General features: G+C 53.6%; 11 protein-coding genes. 6 read left to right on the top strand and 5 right to left on the bottom strand.

The window, feature by feature from the left end; genetic code table 11:
* From lolA to lrp, 3 genes are all read right to left on the bottom strand, one after another.
* Positions 1–612, bottom strand: a complete 612-nt coding sequence (lolA, locus tag QMZ30_RS18685; protein ID WP_039332399.1) for an outer membrane lipoprotein periplasmic chaperone LolA — start codon at positions 610–612, stop codon at positions 1–3.
* Positions 613–787: 175 nt separating this feature from the next.
* Positions 788–4,183, bottom strand: a complete 3,396-nt coding sequence (locus QMZ30_RS18690; protein ID WP_283228543.1) for a DNA translocase FtsK 4TM domain-containing protein — start codon at positions 4,181–4,183, stop codon at positions 788–790.
* A 119-nt stretch (positions 4,184–4,302) separates the two neighbouring features.
* Complete coding sequence (lrp, locus tag QMZ30_RS18695; protein WP_006118610.1) at positions 4,303–4,797, bottom strand: leucine-responsive transcriptional regulator Lrp; 495 nt, start codon at positions 4,795–4,797, stop codon at positions 4,303–4,305.
* Positions 4,798–5,318: 521 nt separating this feature from the next.
* Here lrp and trxB point away from each other — a divergent pair.
* From trxB to infA, 5 genes are all read left to right on the top strand, one after another.
* Complete coding sequence (trxB, locus tag QMZ30_RS18700; protein WP_283228544.1) at positions 5,319–6,284, top strand: thioredoxin-disulfide reductase; 966 nt, start codon at positions 5,319–5,321, stop codon at positions 6,282–6,284.
* Positions 6,285–6,431: 147 nt separating this feature from the next.
* On the top strand, positions 6,432–8,201 hold the full coding sequence (gene cydD / locus QMZ30_RS18705) for a heme ABC transporter permease/ATP-binding protein CydD (protein ID WP_283228545.1): 1,770 nt from the start codon (positions 6,432–6,434) through the stop codon (positions 8,199–8,201).
* Positions 8,201–9,931, top strand: coding sequence for a heme ABC transporter ATP-binding protein/permease CydC (cydC, locus tag QMZ30_RS18710; protein WP_283228546.1), 1,731 nt, complete (start codon positions 8,201–8,203; stop codon positions 9,929–9,931). The genes cydD and cydC overlap by 1 nt, the downstream gene beginning before the upstream one ends.
* 33 nt (positions 9,932–9,964) lie before the next feature.
* Positions 9,965–10,657 carry a leucyl/phenylalanyl-tRNA--protein transferase gene (aat, locus tag QMZ30_RS18715; RefSeq protein WP_039332385.1) on the top strand — a complete coding sequence of 231 codons (693 nt, stop codon included), beginning with the start codon at positions 9,965–9,967 and terminating at the stop codon, positions 10,655–10,657.
* 346 nt (positions 10,658–11,003) lie between these two features.
* Positions 11,004–11,222: a translation initiation factor IF-1 gene (gene infA, locus QMZ30_RS18720; protein ID WP_002211347.1), complete on the top strand. Its 219-nt coding sequence runs from the start codon at positions 11,004–11,006 to the stop codon at positions 11,220–11,222.
* A 95-nt stretch (positions 11,223–11,317) separates the two neighbouring features.
* Here infA and clpA read toward each other — a convergent pair whose 3' ends face one another.
* A complete protein-coding gene (gene clpA / locus QMZ30_RS18725; RefSeq protein ID WP_039332382.1) occupies positions 11,318–13,597 on the bottom strand; it encodes an ATP-dependent Clp protease ATP-binding subunit ClpA in 2,280 nt (759 codons plus the stop codon).
* A gap of 55 nt (positions 13,598–13,652) precedes the next feature.
* A complete protein-coding gene (clpS, locus tag QMZ30_RS18730; protein WP_039332380.1) occupies positions 13,653–13,973 on the bottom strand; it encodes an ATP-dependent Clp protease adapter ClpS in 321 nt (106 codons plus the stop codon).
* Between the two features lie 322 nt (positions 13,974–14,295).
* Between clpS and cspD the strand changes: the two genes are divergently transcribed.
* Positions 14,296–14,517, top strand: coding sequence for a cold shock-like protein CspD (cspD, locus tag QMZ30_RS18735; RefSeq protein WP_058969281.1), 222 nt, complete (start codon positions 14,296–14,298; stop codon positions 14,515–14,517).
* The last annotated feature ends 15 nt before the right edge of the window (positions 14,518–14,532 follow it).

The raw sequence follows: 14,532 nt of genomic DNA on the forward strand, positions 1-14,532 counted from the left end.
TCACTGACGTTGATCGTCGACCGTTACCCCTTTAGGCGGCGTAAAGGTAAATTTATCCGGGCTAATCGCGCCATTTTTCTGACTTTTCAGCTGGTAGTCACTGTGCTGGCCATCTTGTTCAATCGCGCTGAATTTATTAATGGTGCCGGATGCAGAAACATTGATGGTGAACTGTTTCAGATTGCCGTCGCTGCTTTTCGGCGTCAGTTCAAAGTTGTCGCCCTGCTGCTTGATGTTGTACTGCTGCCAGTCGCTTGGCTGGTTACGCGCAATCAACATAAACGGGGTGTTGCTGGTGGCATTCTGCAACAGGCTAACGCTCGCCTGCTCAACAAATGGGTTATAGAACCACAGATTCTTACCGTCAGAGATGATGACGCTTTCGTCTGGCGCGGTCATGTGCCAGTTAAACAGGCTTGGGCGCTTAACCCACAGTTCCCCTTCCCCATCCTGCACATTGGCACCGCTACCGTCGGTGACCTTCTGGCTAAAGCTGGCATGGAAACTGTTCACCTTGTTCAGACGTTGTTGCAAATCGCTGGACGCATCCGCCAATACCGATGCAGAGACAAAACTGGCCAACAGGCCGCAGGCAATAACGCGTAATTTCATCTGATTCGATTCCTTATTCATGGTTTCCCGACACTTACCGCATTAAACGTAGTTGCCGCCCTGTCAGTTCGACAGGAGAAAAAGCCGAAAGCTCCCGAAGATATGGGGATCGTTTCGCAGATAAACAACGGGCCAGTGTTAACTGGCCCGAATATAGCTCACTGCTGACACAAGATTACATCTCATGCGGCGGCGGGGAGAGGACTTCACGGTTACCGTTATGGCCCGGTTCAGACACAATTCCCTGCGCCTCCATCTGTTCAATAATACGTGCAGCACGGTTGTAACCAATACGGAATTGACGCTGGACACCCGAAATCGAGGCGCGACGTTTCTCCACTACGAACGAGACGGCCTGGTCGAACAGCGGATCCAGTTCTTCATCGCCGTCCAGCCCACCTGCAGCAGTTTCGCTCTCTTCACCCGCCGTGATGCTGTCGATGTATTGCGGACGTCCGCGTGCTTTCCAGTCTTGCACCACTGCATGCACTTCCTGGTCACGCACGAAGGCGCCGTGCACACGGACTGGCATCGAGGAGTTTGGCGGCATATAAAGCATGTCACCCATCCCCAACAGCGATTCTGCGCCCCCCTGATCCAGGATAGTACGGGAGTCAATCTTACTGGAAACGGTAAAAGCAATACGGGTTGGAATGTTGGCTTTAATTAAGCCGGTGATCACATCCACTGACGGGCGTTGCGTTGCCAGCACCAAGTGAATACCCGCTGCACGCGCTTTCTGGGCGAGGCGAGCAATCAACTCTTCTACTTTCTTGCCCACCGCCATCATCAGGTCGGCGAATTCATCCACCAACACCACGATATAAGGCAGTTTCTCCAGTACTGGCGGCGTCGTGTCCATGCTGTCGCCCGGCTTCCAGAACGGGTCAGGAATCGGACGGCCCATCGCCGCTGCCTGCTCAATCTTCTCGTTATAACCCGCCAGATTACGCACGCCGAGTGCTGACATCAGCTTGTAGCGGCGTTCCATCTCACCCACACTCCAGCGCAGCGCGTTGGCGGCATCTTTCATGTCGGTAACGACTTCAGTCAGTAAATGAGGAATACCTTCATAAACCGACAGCTCCAGCATTTTCGGGTCGATCATGATAAAGCGCACTTCTTCCGGCGTGGCTTTATACAACATGCTGATGATCATGGTGTTAACGCCCACTGACTTACCGGAACCGGTGGTACCCGCAACCAGTAAGTGAGGCATTTTCGCCAGATCGGCAACAACCGGCTGACCCGAAATATCTTTACCCAAAACCACAGAGAGCGGTGAAGGATTATCACGGAATTTATCGCAATCCAGTACTTCACGCAGATACACGGTTTGACGGTGCTTGTTCGGTAACTCCAGCCCGACATAGGGCTTGCCTGGAATCACTTCCACCACACGCACTGCAACCGCAGAGAGTGAGCGCGCTAAATCGCGTGACAGGTTAGAAATGCGAGCGGCTTTCACACCCGGCGCAAGGTCGAGTTCAAAACGGGTGATCACCGGTCCCGGCGAAATGCCCACCACTTCCGCTTTCACACGATAGTCAGCCAGACGCGCTTCAACCAGACGCGCAGTTTGCTCAAGGGCAAACATATCCACCGGCTCTTCTTCCGAAGGCGGCGAAGTCAGTAAATCGAGCGTTGGCAATGGAGTAGACGGTTTTTCCAGTGGCCGCTCATGACGCACCAGGAACGGATGGAACAGGCTGTCCTGCGCTGGTGCAGCCGGTTTTGGCGTTTCGCTGGGTGCGGCATAACTTTCCGGCTCAGCTGAAGACCATGGACTGTTCTGCTCAGTCAACGATGGCAGGGTTTCCGGTTGCGGCGCTGCAGGCTGCTGCCATTGCGATGGTGCTTCCGGTTCTGGCGTCGCGGCAATAGTAAACAGCGGCTCGCTTGGACCGTCATCAACCAAATCTTTCATTGGCGAAAAATCAAAGGCTGACGAGGTATCAAGACTAAATACCGGACCATCATTGGCATCTGATGGCTGATAGCGCTGTTGCTGCTGTGCCGCAAACTGATTCGCGAGCTGCGCCTGATGCAACGCCTCTTCATCATCCTCTTCCGGTTGCTGCTGCCAGCTGTCGCCATAGCGCTGCTGCTGTTGAGATTCATAAGCCTGACGCAACTGTGCCTGCTGCAGTGCGGCATCATCATCTTGATCATGTTGCGGTTCATGGTAGGTTGCCGTCATTTCTGGCAACGTCTGCTCCGCCTCTTCTCGTGCCTTTTCTTCCGCCATACGCTGAGATGGCAGTTTAATGCCATAAGAAGCCCGTTCACGACGGGTTGGCAGTTTGACTTTATTCGGACGCGGTAATTCAGGACCAATACCCTGCTTCACCTGCGGGTTGTAATCTCGCTCAGGGACAATATCAAAAGCCGGTGTGTAAGCTGACACGCTCTTCGCCGCCGCCATGCCCGCTGCTGCCGCTGCAGCAGTATTGAGAGAAGCAGACGAGGATGCCGCATCCTGCCAGTTGCCCATGCGCGGGCCATCATCCTCATCAGCCAGTGAGAATGGAGCGGGCGTTGGCGCAGGTTCATTCGGCACTTCAAAACGATACAACGGTGGCGCAGGCTGAATCACTGGCTCGGGAGCAGCCGCAACAGGTGCTACTGGCACAGGTTCGGTTGGCACAGCGTTCACCGGAGGCGTCACAACAGAGGATTCAGTTGGCGAACTGACCGCAGGTTGCACAGCAGCCGGAGCCTGTTGTGCGGCTTCTGTGGTAACCGCAATAGCTGCGGCTGTTGCTGCACTGGCTTTCGCCAACAGCGGATCATCCGCCAGTTCTTCCGCAATGGGCTCGGCGATTTTACGTGGTTTAGCCAGCAGAACGTCATCAGCGTCATGATGGGCTTGCGTACCACGTAACGGAGGCGCGGCATCTTCTGCCTGCTCCTCGTCTACGTACTCGTCATCTTCTTGCCAGGGTTCGTCATGGCGCGAGCGATTGCTGGCAAAGGTCAGCACGCCCATCACCACACCGCCAATCCTTTCGGCAATGGTAAGCCAGGACCAGCCGGTATACAGCGTAATACCCGCAGCCCAGACGCACAGCAGCGTTAAGGTGCCGCCCGCGGAACTGAACCACGGTGCCATCGCATTGCTGACCAGGCTGCCAATCACGCCGCCGGAAGCAAAGTACCAGATGTCATCCACGTTGAGCGCCGCCAGGCCGCAGGTGGTGACCACCAAAGCCAACACGCCGATCAAACGTAAACCAACGGCAAAGTAATCGATGTAATCCTGACGATCACGTTGACGGAACGTAATCCAGCACAGCCCAATAATGACGGGAGGAATGGCATAGGCCATCACGCCAAAAATGAACAGCAAGGTATCCGCCAGCCATGCGCCAACACTGCCGCCTAAATTATGAATCGGCTCATGCCAGGCGGTCTGCGACCAGCTTGGATCTGAAGGGTTGAAGCTAACCAGCGACACCATCAAATAGATGGCGAACAGGGCCACAAGGATGAGTAACGCTTCCAGCAGCCTGCGTCCACTGCTCAGCGGTTGTAACGAAACGTCTTTATCTTCTGTATATTCCTGGCTCAAGAGAACTCTCCAGGTGCCTGTAAATTAAGAAGGAAACAGCGTCGGGCAAGCCCGACGCTGATCCTGTATGAATTCACAGGAGTGTACCGAATTCCTGCAAGCTTTGCACCTGCCCTGCACTACCGGGTTTTGATCACCAGACGATTGCTCTGTTTGACCTCTTCCATTACCACGTAAGTACGGGTGTCATTTACGCCCGGCAGGCGCAGCAAGGTTTCACCCAGGAGCTTACGATAGGCGGACATGTCCGGTACACGGGTTTTCAGCAAGTAGTCAAAGTCACCGGAAACGAGGTGACACTCTTGAGTTTCCTCAAGTTTTTGCACTGCGGCGTTAAATTGCTCAAACACATCGGGCGCACCACGATTCAGAGTAATCTCAACAAACACCAGCAGTGAAGCGTCCAGATAATGCGGGTTCAGCTGTGCGGTATAACCCAGAATGAAGCCCTGACGCTCCAGGCGACGCACACGCTCAAGACACGGTGTAGGTGATAACCCAACACGTTTCGAAAGCTCAACATTGGAAATACGACCGTCTTTCTGCAATTCATTCAGAATGTTTCTGTCGATACGATCCAGGTCTTTTCCGGGGCGTTTCTTATTGTCTACCATTATTATTGTCTCTCTTAATTCCTTCCCTTTACCTGCCACACCCTGAAAACGCTCATTGTTCAGGGCCTTACTTAAGCGAAGCCTATAAGTCTGTGCAGTAATGCGGCCATCCGTATGACGCATGTTGTCTGTCCACACCATGCGTCATTACCAATGTCAGACTGAGTTTATCCGGCAAAAACACGCAAAACAGAAATGAAATTCTGTTTTGCGCCGCTAAATATTCTCTGCTTCTGGTAATGTTTTCGCAAAACAGCAGGCGATTGTCAAAGTAAAACATCCAAATTCAGTACAAGATGCCAGACAGAGTGCTGGGATGCTGTTTTTTAATGAGAATTTTTATACTGCTGCACCAGAAATTGCCGAGCATTGCCCCCTTTTGGCGCAACAGACGTGCAAAATTCCGCCTCATCGACTACGCCGCTTGCAGCGATTGTTAACAAAATCGCTGAAACCTTTTTTTGCGTCGCTAATTTCCCTACAATCAAAAACTATGTTGTCAGAAAAAAACTGAGGAACGCATGAGTACGGCCAAACACAGTAAGCTGCTCATTTTGGGCTCCGGCCCTGCCGGTTATACCGCTGCAGTTTATGCAGCGCGCGCCAACCTGAATCCGGTATTGATTACCGGACTGGAAAAAGGTGGCCAGCTCACCACCACTACTGAAGTGGAGAACTGGCCTGGCGACCCGCACGATCTGACTGGTCCGTCGCTGATGGAGCGCATGCATGAGCATGCCGAGAAGTTCAACACCGAAATTTTGTTCGACCACATTCATACTGTGGATTTGCAGAACCGTCCCTTCCGCCTGACTGGCGACAGCGGCGAATACACCGCTGATGCACTGATCATCGCAACGGGGGCGTCAGCACGTTACCTCGGTCTGCCTTCTGAAGAAGCCTTTAAAGGTAAAGGCGTGTCCGCTTGCGCGACCTGTGACGGCTTTTTCTATCGCAACCAGGAAGTCGCGGTTATCGGTGGCGGTAACACTGCGGTTGAAGAAGCGCTGTATCTGGCCAACATCGCGTCAAAAGTGCATCTGATTCACCGCCGCGACAGCTTCCGTGCTGAAAAGATCCTGATTGACCGTCTGATGGCGAAAGTCAGCAGCGGCAATATCGTGCTGCACACCGACCGCACCCTGGAAGAAGTGGTTGGCGATCAGATGGGCGTAACCGGCCTGAAATTACTCTCGACCAAGGGTGAAGCGCCGTCGACCCTGGCCGTTGCGGGTCTGTTTGTGGCTATCGGCCACAGCCCGAACACGGCTATTTTTGATGGTCAGTTAGCGCTCGAAAACGGCTATATCAAAGTGCAGTCCGGCCTGCACGGTAACGCGACACAAACCAGCATTCCTGGCGTATTCGCTGCGGGCGACGTGATGGACCACATCTATCGTCAGGCAATTACCTCTGCAGGCACCGGCTGTATGGCAGCATTGGATGCAGAACGTTATCTTGATGGCTTGGTTAAAAACGATAAGTAAGTTGTTAATAAGCTGATCATAATTGCTGAGAGGCGACCTATATTGGTCGCCTTTTTTATGACCTGCGTGCTACAGTTCATGCGCTCAGGATGTCCGGACAATTGATCCGGTATTTGCCTCTCTCCATCAGTGATCAAACGGCTTCGCATGGATAAATCACGGCAGCAACACCTTCTCCGCTGGCTTCGTCAGCAACGCATTCACGGCGCACGTAGTTTACGTGCAGCATCGCTTTTCGGTTTAGCCGGGGCGCTGGTCATTATTGTTCAGGCCTGGTTGCTGGCCTCGTTGTTGCAAAATTTGATTGTGGCGCAACAGCCACGCGGCTCACTGCTTGCGGATTTTATGCTGCTGTTGCTCTGCTTTGTCCTGCGCGCCGGGCTGAATTATGCTCGCGAAATGGCAGGATACCAGGCGGGTGTTGCGATTCGCCGTGCTTTGCGCCAGCAGGTGCTGGATAGACTGAATGCGTTAGGCCCTGCCTGGATTCAGGGCAAACCCGCGGGCAGTTGGGCAACACTGTTGCTGGAACAGATTGAAGAGATGCAGGAGTATTACGCACGCTATATTCCGCAAATGTCGCTGGCCGTGTTTATTCCCTTTGCCATATTGATTGCTATTTTCCCTGTCAATTGGGCCGCCGGTCTGATTCTACTCGCCACCGCACCGCTCATTCCGCTGTTTATGGCGATGGTCGGCATGGGCGCGGCAGAGGCTAACCGTCGAAATTTTCAGGCGCTGGCTCGGCTGAGTGGCGATTTTTATGACCGCTTACGTGGGCGCGAAACCCTACGCTTGTTTCATCGCGCCAAAGCCGAACAGCATGCGATTGCCGAAAGTACGACGGATTTCCGTCAGCGCACCATGGAAGTATTGCGCCTGGCCTTCCTCTCTTCGGCCGTTCTGGAATTCTTCGCTTCACTGGCAATTGCCGTCGTCGCGGTTTATTTCGGTTTTTCCTACCTTGGCGAACTCAACTTTGGGCATTACGGAACCGGCGTCACACTGTTTGCCGGATTCCTGGCCCTGATACTGGCACCGGAATTTTTCCAGCCTCTGCGCGATCTCGGCACTTTTTATCACGCTAAAGCTCAGGCCGTTGGCGGGGCAGATGCACTCGACAGCTTCCTGACAGAGAGTCCTGATATTGCCGCCGCTCATTCCTCAACCTCGGTAGAATTTGACACACCGTTGACGTTGCAGGCGCAGGATCTGATTGTGATGACAGCCCGCGGTGAGCCGCTGTCACAACCTCTTAATTTCACTCTCGCAGCCGGCAAACGCATCGCGTTAATTGGTCAAAGTGGTGCCGGTAAAACGGCGTTGATGAACGTGCTACTCGGCTTTATGCCGTATCAGGGTTCGCTACGCGTCAACGGTCACGAACTGCGTGAAATCAGTCGCGACAACTGGCACCAGCATCTGGCTTGGGTTGGACAGAACCCCCATCTACCTGCGTCAACGCTGCGCGAAAACCTGTTACTGAACCGAACGGTTGATGACATCACGCTCACGAATGTGCTGCAACGCGCGGGGGTGAATGATTTTCTGACACAACTTCCACAAGGGTTGGACACACCACTGGGCGATGGCGGCCTGGGGCTTTCTGTTGGTCAGGCGCAGCGCGTTGCGGTGGCGCGGGCACTGTTAAAGCCCGCACAGCTTCTGTTATTGGATGAGCCTGGCGCCGGACTGGATAGCCAAAGCGAGCAACATGTCATGCATGCGCTGCATCAGGCGGCTACCCAGCAAACCACCCTGATGATCACGCATCAGCTCAATGCGCTCGCCGACTGGGATGAAGTGTGGGTTATGCAATCCGGGCAACTGGTGCAGCAGGGCGGTTGGCAGCAGTTGAAGGGTCAAGTGGGTCCGCTGCGCGAGATGATGCAGCACCGCCAGCAGGAGATTGTTTGATGAAAAATTTACTGCCGTTTTTGCGTCTCTATCGCCGTCACCCCTGGCGTTTAGGTTTAGGCATCATCCTGGCGATCGCGACCTTGCTGGCCAGCATCGGCCTGCTGACCTTGTCCGGCTGGTTCCTTGCCGCCTCCTCGCTGGCGGGTGTGGCGGGCCTGTATAGCTTTAACTACATGCTGCCCGCAGCAGGTGTGCGCGGCGCGGCCATTACCCGCACGGCATCCCGTTATTTTGAACGTCTGGTCAGTCATGATGCGACATTCCGGGTATTGCAGCATTTGCGCGTATTCACCTTCAGCAAGCTGATCGCGCTGGCACCAGAGCAACTGGCGCGCTTTCGTCAGGGCGATCTGCTGAACCGCTTTGTTAGCGATGTTGATACGCTGGATCATCTTTACCTGCGCGTGATTTCGCCGCTGCTGGGTGCCGCCGTTGTCATTATTATCGTCACCTGCGGTTTGGCCTATCTGGATGTGCCATTGGCTTTGCTGCTGGGTGGCATCATGCTGCTGACATTAATCCTCCTCCCTCCTCTGTTCTGGCGGCTCGGAACTTCTGCTGGCCAGCAAATCTCGCAGCGCCAGGCCAGTTGGCGCTTGCAACTCACACACTGGGTGAGCGGGCTGGCTGAATTACACATTTATGGTGCGGCGACGCAGTGGCGCACTCACCTCGATGATGAAGAAAAAGCCTGGCAGCAGGCTCAACGCCGCCAGCATCGTCTGCAGGCCATCGCGCAGAGTGTGCTGCTGCTGATCAGTGGTTCAACGGTGGTGCTCCTGCTGTGGATTTCAGCCGCGGGCGTGGGAGATAACGCAGCGCCCGGTGCATTCATCGCGCTGTTTGTCTTCTGCGGTCTGGCGGCATTTGAAGCACTGGCCCCGGTTGCCGGTGCATTTCTGCCTTTGGCTCAGGTCACGGGAGCGGCACAACGCGTGCAGGAGATTATTGAGCAGGAGCCGCAAATCCGTTTCCCGGACACAACGATACATTCTCAGCCCGGCATTGCGCTTACGCTGGAAGATATTGTTTTTCGTTACCCACAGCGGCCAGAGCCGGTGCTTAACCACTTTTCACTTCATCTCAAAGCCGGTGAACATCTGGCGTTGCTCGGCCCCACCGGCTGCGGGAAATCCAGCCTGCTGGCGTTGATCACGCGCGGCTGGGAAGCGCAGCAAGGTGAAATCGCGCTCAACGCGATCCCGATTAATGAATGGGATGAAACCAGCCTGCGCCAGCGTATCAGCGTTGTTACCCAGCGCGTCCATCTGTTTAGTCAGCCGCTGCGTGACAATTTACTGTTGGCTAACCCAATGGCCAGCGACACACAGTTGCAGGATGTTTTGCGCCAGGTAGGTCTCAGCCATTTAGTTGAGCATGATGAAGGACTTAATGCGTGGATGGGGGAAGGCGGTCGCCCGCTATCAGGCGGTGAACTGCGCCGTTTGGCCATCGCCCGCGCACTGCTGCATAACGGTGATTTGTGGCTGTTGGATGAACCCACAGAAGGGCTTGATGCCACCACCGAACAGCAGATTTTAGCGCTGTTGCAACAGGTAGCGGGTGATAAAACGCTGATCATGGTGACACACCGTTTGAGCGGCCTTGAGAAGATGGATCGAATTTGCGTTATGGATCGGGGACAGATTATTGAATCAGGCTCACACGACGAATTAATCTCAAAAGCGGGTCGCTACTGGCGTTTCCACCAGCGCTTTGCGCTATAGTCTAAGCGACTAGCCCGAAGGGTAAATGACGCAATGAGACTGGTACAGCTTTCACGGGATTCGTTAAATTTTCCACCGCCAGAGATGGCGCTGCGCGAGCCAAATGGACTGTTGGCGATGGGTGGCGATCTCTCCCCTGCCCGCCTGATGAATGCCTATCAGCGCGGTATTTTTCCGTGGTTCTCCCCCGGAGACCCGATTTTGTGGTGGTCGCCGGATCCGCGTGCCGTGATGTTGCCGGAATCTTTCCATCTCAGCCGGAGCATGGCGCGCTTTCATCGTCGCTCTCCTTTTCGTGTCACCATGAATCATGCGTTTCCGCAGGTGCTTGAGGGCTGTGCCAGCGGTCGCCAGGAAGGGACGTGGATTACGTTTGAAGTGAAGCGCGCCTGGCTGCGCTTGTATGAGCTGGGTCATGCCCATTCCATTGAGGTCTGGAGCGATCATCGTTTAGTCGGCGGCATGTACGGTCTGGCACTTGGGCAAATTTTCTGCGGTGAATCGATGTTCAGCCGTCAGGAGAATGCGTCAAAAACCGCATTATGGGTTTTCTCCCAACATTTTCTGGCTCATCAGGGGCGTTTAATTGATTGCCAGGTATTGAACCCGCATACCGCATCATTGGGCGCCGTTGAAATCCCACGTGTCGATTATTTACAGTACGTGCAAACACTGGCGTGGCAGCCTGTTTTGGCGGGTTGCTGGCAAACACAAACCCTTTTTTGACCCTCCCCGCAGATGTTTTGCACACAATTCCCGACAAAAGTGATACAATAAGCGAGTTTGGTATGTCGTCCGCGCTTCGCTGTGGCGAGCCGGAATTGCCAGGTTGGGAATCTCATACATTTCCCGAAGCTGTATCAGTTGTGCATCAGCAGCCAATTGCTACAGATTCTTAGCCCGCTAATCCCCCGCAGACGTCAAAAAACACCCGAATTTTTCCGTAATGCACGCGCAATGGCGCGACGCACGGCGAAGCGTTGGCAAAATCACCAACGGTTCTTTACATAAATCATGGAATTCGGCATTATCTTGCCGGTTCAACAGTTTGGTAGTTCACCCAGAGGATTCGATGGCCAAAGAAGACAATATTGAAATGCAAGGTACCGTACTGGATACGTTACCTAACACCATGTTCCGCGTAGAACTTGAAAACGGGCACGTGGTTACCGCTCATATCTCCGGTAAAATGCGCAAAAACTACATCCGCATCCTGACGGGCGACAAAGTGACTGTCGAGTTGACCCCGTACGACCTGAGCAAAGGCCGCATTGTCTTCCGTAGTCGCTAAGTTGTTGCCCACATCTCGCGTTGGTGGCAAGTAACTGAGCGCGAAAAAAAAGGCCGGATTCTCATCCGGCCTTTTCTTATCTGGAACTTAGCACATCAGTGCACAGTCCCTTCGGTTTTACGTTTTTCCGCACTCAGGAAGTGGTAAGTCAGCTGGTTTTTCTCTTTATCCAGCGCTACCGAGACTGAGCCTCCGTCGACCAATGAACCAAACAGCAGTTCGTTCGCCAATGGTTTCTTCAGATTTTCCTGTACGGCACGTGCCATCGGACGTGCTCCCATCGCCTTGTCGTAACCTTTGTCAGCCAGCCAGTCACGTGCATCATCACTGACTTCCAGTGATACGCCTTTCGCATCCAACTGTGCCTGCAACTCGACGATAAATTTATCCACAACCTGATGAATCACTGCCGTATCCAGGTGACGGAACCAGATAATGTTGTCGAGACGGTTACGGAACTCTGGTGTAAAGATCTTTTTGATCTCCTCCATCGCGTCAGTGCTGTTGTCCTGATGAATCAGACCAATCGATTTACGCTCGGTTTCACGTACACCGGCGTTGGTGGTCATCACCAGCACGACATTGCGGAAGTCCGCTTTGCGGCCGTTGTTATCGGTCAGCATGCCGTTGTCCATCACCTGCAACAGCAGGTTAAAGACATCCGGATGAGCCTTCTCGATTTCATCCAGCAGCACCACCGCATGTGGATGTTTGATCACCGCATCAGTGAGCAAACCACCCTGGTCGAAGCCCACATAGCCCGGAGGCGCACCGATCAAACGGCTAACCGTGTGACGCTCCATGTATTCGGACATATCGAAACGCAGCAGCTCAATACCCAGCGCCTTCGCCAACTGAACCGTGACTTCGGTTTTACCCACACCCGTCGGGCCGGCAAACAAGAACGAACCTACCGGTTTACGCTCCTGGCCTAAGCCTGCACGGCTCATTTTGATCGCTTCCGTCAGCGCTTCAATCGCGTTGTCCTGTCCGAACACCAGCATTTTCAGACGGTCGCCGAGGTTCTTCAGCGTATCGCGGTCCGTTGCCGAGACACTTTGCTCTGGAATACGCGCAATACGCGCGACCACAGATTCGATGTCGGAAACGTTGACGGTTTTCTTGCGCTTGCTAACCGGCACCAGACGCGCACGCGCACCGGCTTCATCAATCACGTCGATAGCCTTATCAGGCAGATGACGGTCGTTGATGTATTTCACCGCCAGCTCTACCGCAGCACGCACCGCTTTCGCGGTATAACGCACATCGTGATGCGCTTCGTATTTCGGTTTCAGGCCGTTAAGGATCTGTACGGTCTCTTCCACAGAAGGTTCGGTGATATCGATCTTCTGGAAACGACGCGCCAGCGCACGGTCCTTCTCAAAGATATTGCTGAACTCCTGATAGGTGGTTGAACCCATCACGCGGATTTTCCCGCTGGAAAGCAGCGGTTTGATCAGGTTAGCCGCATCGACTTGTCCGCCAGAGGCAGCACCCGCACCAATAATGGTGTGGATTTCGTCGATAAACAGAATGCTGCTGGTGTCCTGTTCGAGCTGTTTCAACAGCGCTTTAAAACGTTTCTCAAAGTCACCACGGTACTTGGTGCCTGCCAGCAACGAACCGATATCGAGCGAGTAAATAGTGCAGTCTTTCATCACTTCAGGTACATCGCCCTGCACAATGCGCCAGGCAAGACCTTCCGCAATCGCGGTTTTACCCACGCCAGACTCACCCACCAGCAGCGGGTTGTTCTTACGGCGACGGCACAGCACCTGAATGGCACGCTCCAGCTCTTTATCGCGGCCGATCAGCGGATCGATTCCGCCGACACGAGCAAGCTGATTAAGATTGGTGGTGAAGTTTTCCATACGTTCCTCCCCGCCTGCTTGCTCTTCGTTAACCGGATTTTCCGCGTTGTTCTGCGGCTGGCCGGGTTCGTCTTTACGCGTACCATGGGAGATAAAGTTCACCACATCAAGGCGGCTCACTTCGTGTTTGCGCAGCAGATAAGCCGCTTGCGACTCCTGCTCGCTGAAGATGGCGACCAGCACGTTTGCCCCAGCCACTTCGCTGCGACCAGATGACTGGACATGGAATACCGCGCGCTGCAATACGCGCTGGAAGCTGAGCGTCGGTTGCGTATCGCGCTCTTCTTCACTGGCTGGCAGCACCGGTGTGGTTTGTTCGATGAAGGCTTCGAGTTCCTGTCGCAGAGCCACGATATCTACCGTACAGGCTTCCAATGCCTCTCTGGCCGACGGGTTGCTGAGCAATGCCAGCAACAGATGCTCGACGGTCATAAACTCATGACGGTGCTCGCGCGCTCTGGCGAAAGCCATGTTTAAACTGAGTTCCAGTTCTTGATTGAGCATTTGGCACCTCCCCCAATTATCGCTCTGACGACCTATCCCCTATATGGAGACGGGCTCAGGCTTTTTCTAGCGTACACAGCAACGGATGTTCATTCTCTCGTGCGTAGTTGTTCACCTGGGCGACTTTTGTTTCCGCCACTTCTGCAGTGAATACACCACAGATCGCCTTTCCATGGTAGTGAACTTTCAACATCAGCTGCGTTGCACGTTCAACATCATAAGAAAAGAACTTTTGCACCACGTCAATAACAAATTCCATAGGTGTATAATCGTCATTATTCAGAATGACTTTATACATTGAAGGCGGCTTTAACCCTTCGCGTACTTTATCTTCGGCCAGATGTTCAAAATTAAGCCAGTCGTTTGTGTTTGCCATAATGTTCCGTCGAAATTCTGCGTTACGATTGTGCACATTGCTGTGCCCATTCTTAAGTTTAACATGTCTGTCAAGCCACCATTCCTCGATTAAAAAACGGCACTAAAAGCCCATGCGCGACCTGTATCACAAAATTTGCAATAGCGTTAACTGCCTCAAATTTTGATGAATTTCTCCCCATGCGCCAGGGCCGTTTGCTTGACGATAAGGTCCGTTTCTCTACATTCTACTTACACAAGCTGATTGAGTTTTAAACAAACTCGACTCACAGCTTCAATGACCTCACCTACTTATCAAAATGTCTTGCGAGGGAAGTAAAAGCATGGAGACGGGTACTGTTAAATGGTTCAACAACGCCAAAGGCTTCGGCTTTATCTGTCCGATTGGCGGCGGCGACGATATCTTCGCGCACTACTCCACGATTCAGATGGAGGGATACAGAACGCTGAAGGCCGGCCAGCAGGTTCAGTTCGATGTCCATGAAGGGCCAAAAGGCAATCACGCCAGTCTGATTGTGCCCTGTGAAGCCACGCAACTCGCGTGACGCTTCACTCATTCT

The sequence above is a fragment of the Pantoea sp. EA-12 genome, from assembly GCF_030053355.1.
GTDB lineage: Bacteria > Pseudomonadota > Gammaproteobacteria > Enterobacterales > Enterobacteriaceae > Pantoea > Pantoea vagans_C.

Bases quoted from the DNA above. Each gene is read 5' to 3' on its own strand.
- lolA (WP_039332399.1), bottom strand. From the start codon at position 612: ATGAAATTACGCGTTATTGCCTGCGGCCTGTTGGCCAGTTTTGTCTCT.
- lrp (WP_006118610.1), bottom strand. From the start codon at position 4,797: ATGGTAGACAATAAGAAACGCCCCGGAAAAGACCTGGATCGTATCGAC.
- trxB (WP_283228544.1), top strand. From the start codon at position 5,319: ATGAGTACGGCCAAACACAGTAAGCTGCTCATTTTGGGCTCCGGCCCT.
- cydD (WP_283228545.1), top strand. From the start codon at position 6,432: ATGGATAAATCACGGCAGCAACACCTTCTCCGCTGGCTTCGTCAGCAA.
- cydC (WP_283228546.1), top strand. From the start codon at position 8,201: ATGAAAAATTTACTGCCGTTTTTGCGTCTCTATCGCCGTCACCCCTGG.
- aat (WP_039332385.1), top strand. From the start codon at position 9,965: ATGAGACTGGTACAGCTTTCACGGGATTCGTTAAATTTTCCACCGCCA.
- infA (WP_002211347.1), top strand. From the start codon at position 11,004: ATGGCCAAAGAAGACAATATTGAAATGCAAGGTACCGTACTGGATACG.
- clpA (WP_039332382.1), bottom strand. From the start codon at position 13,597: ATGCTCAATCAAGAACTGGAACTCAGTTTAAACATGGCTTTCGCCAGA.
- clpS (WP_039332380.1), bottom strand. From the start codon at position 13,973: ATGGCAAACACAAACGACTGGCTTAATTTTGAACATCTGGCCGAAGAT.
- cspD (WP_058969281.1), top strand. From the start codon at position 14,296: ATGGAGACGGGTACTGTTAAATGGTTCAACAACGCCAAAGGCTTCGGC.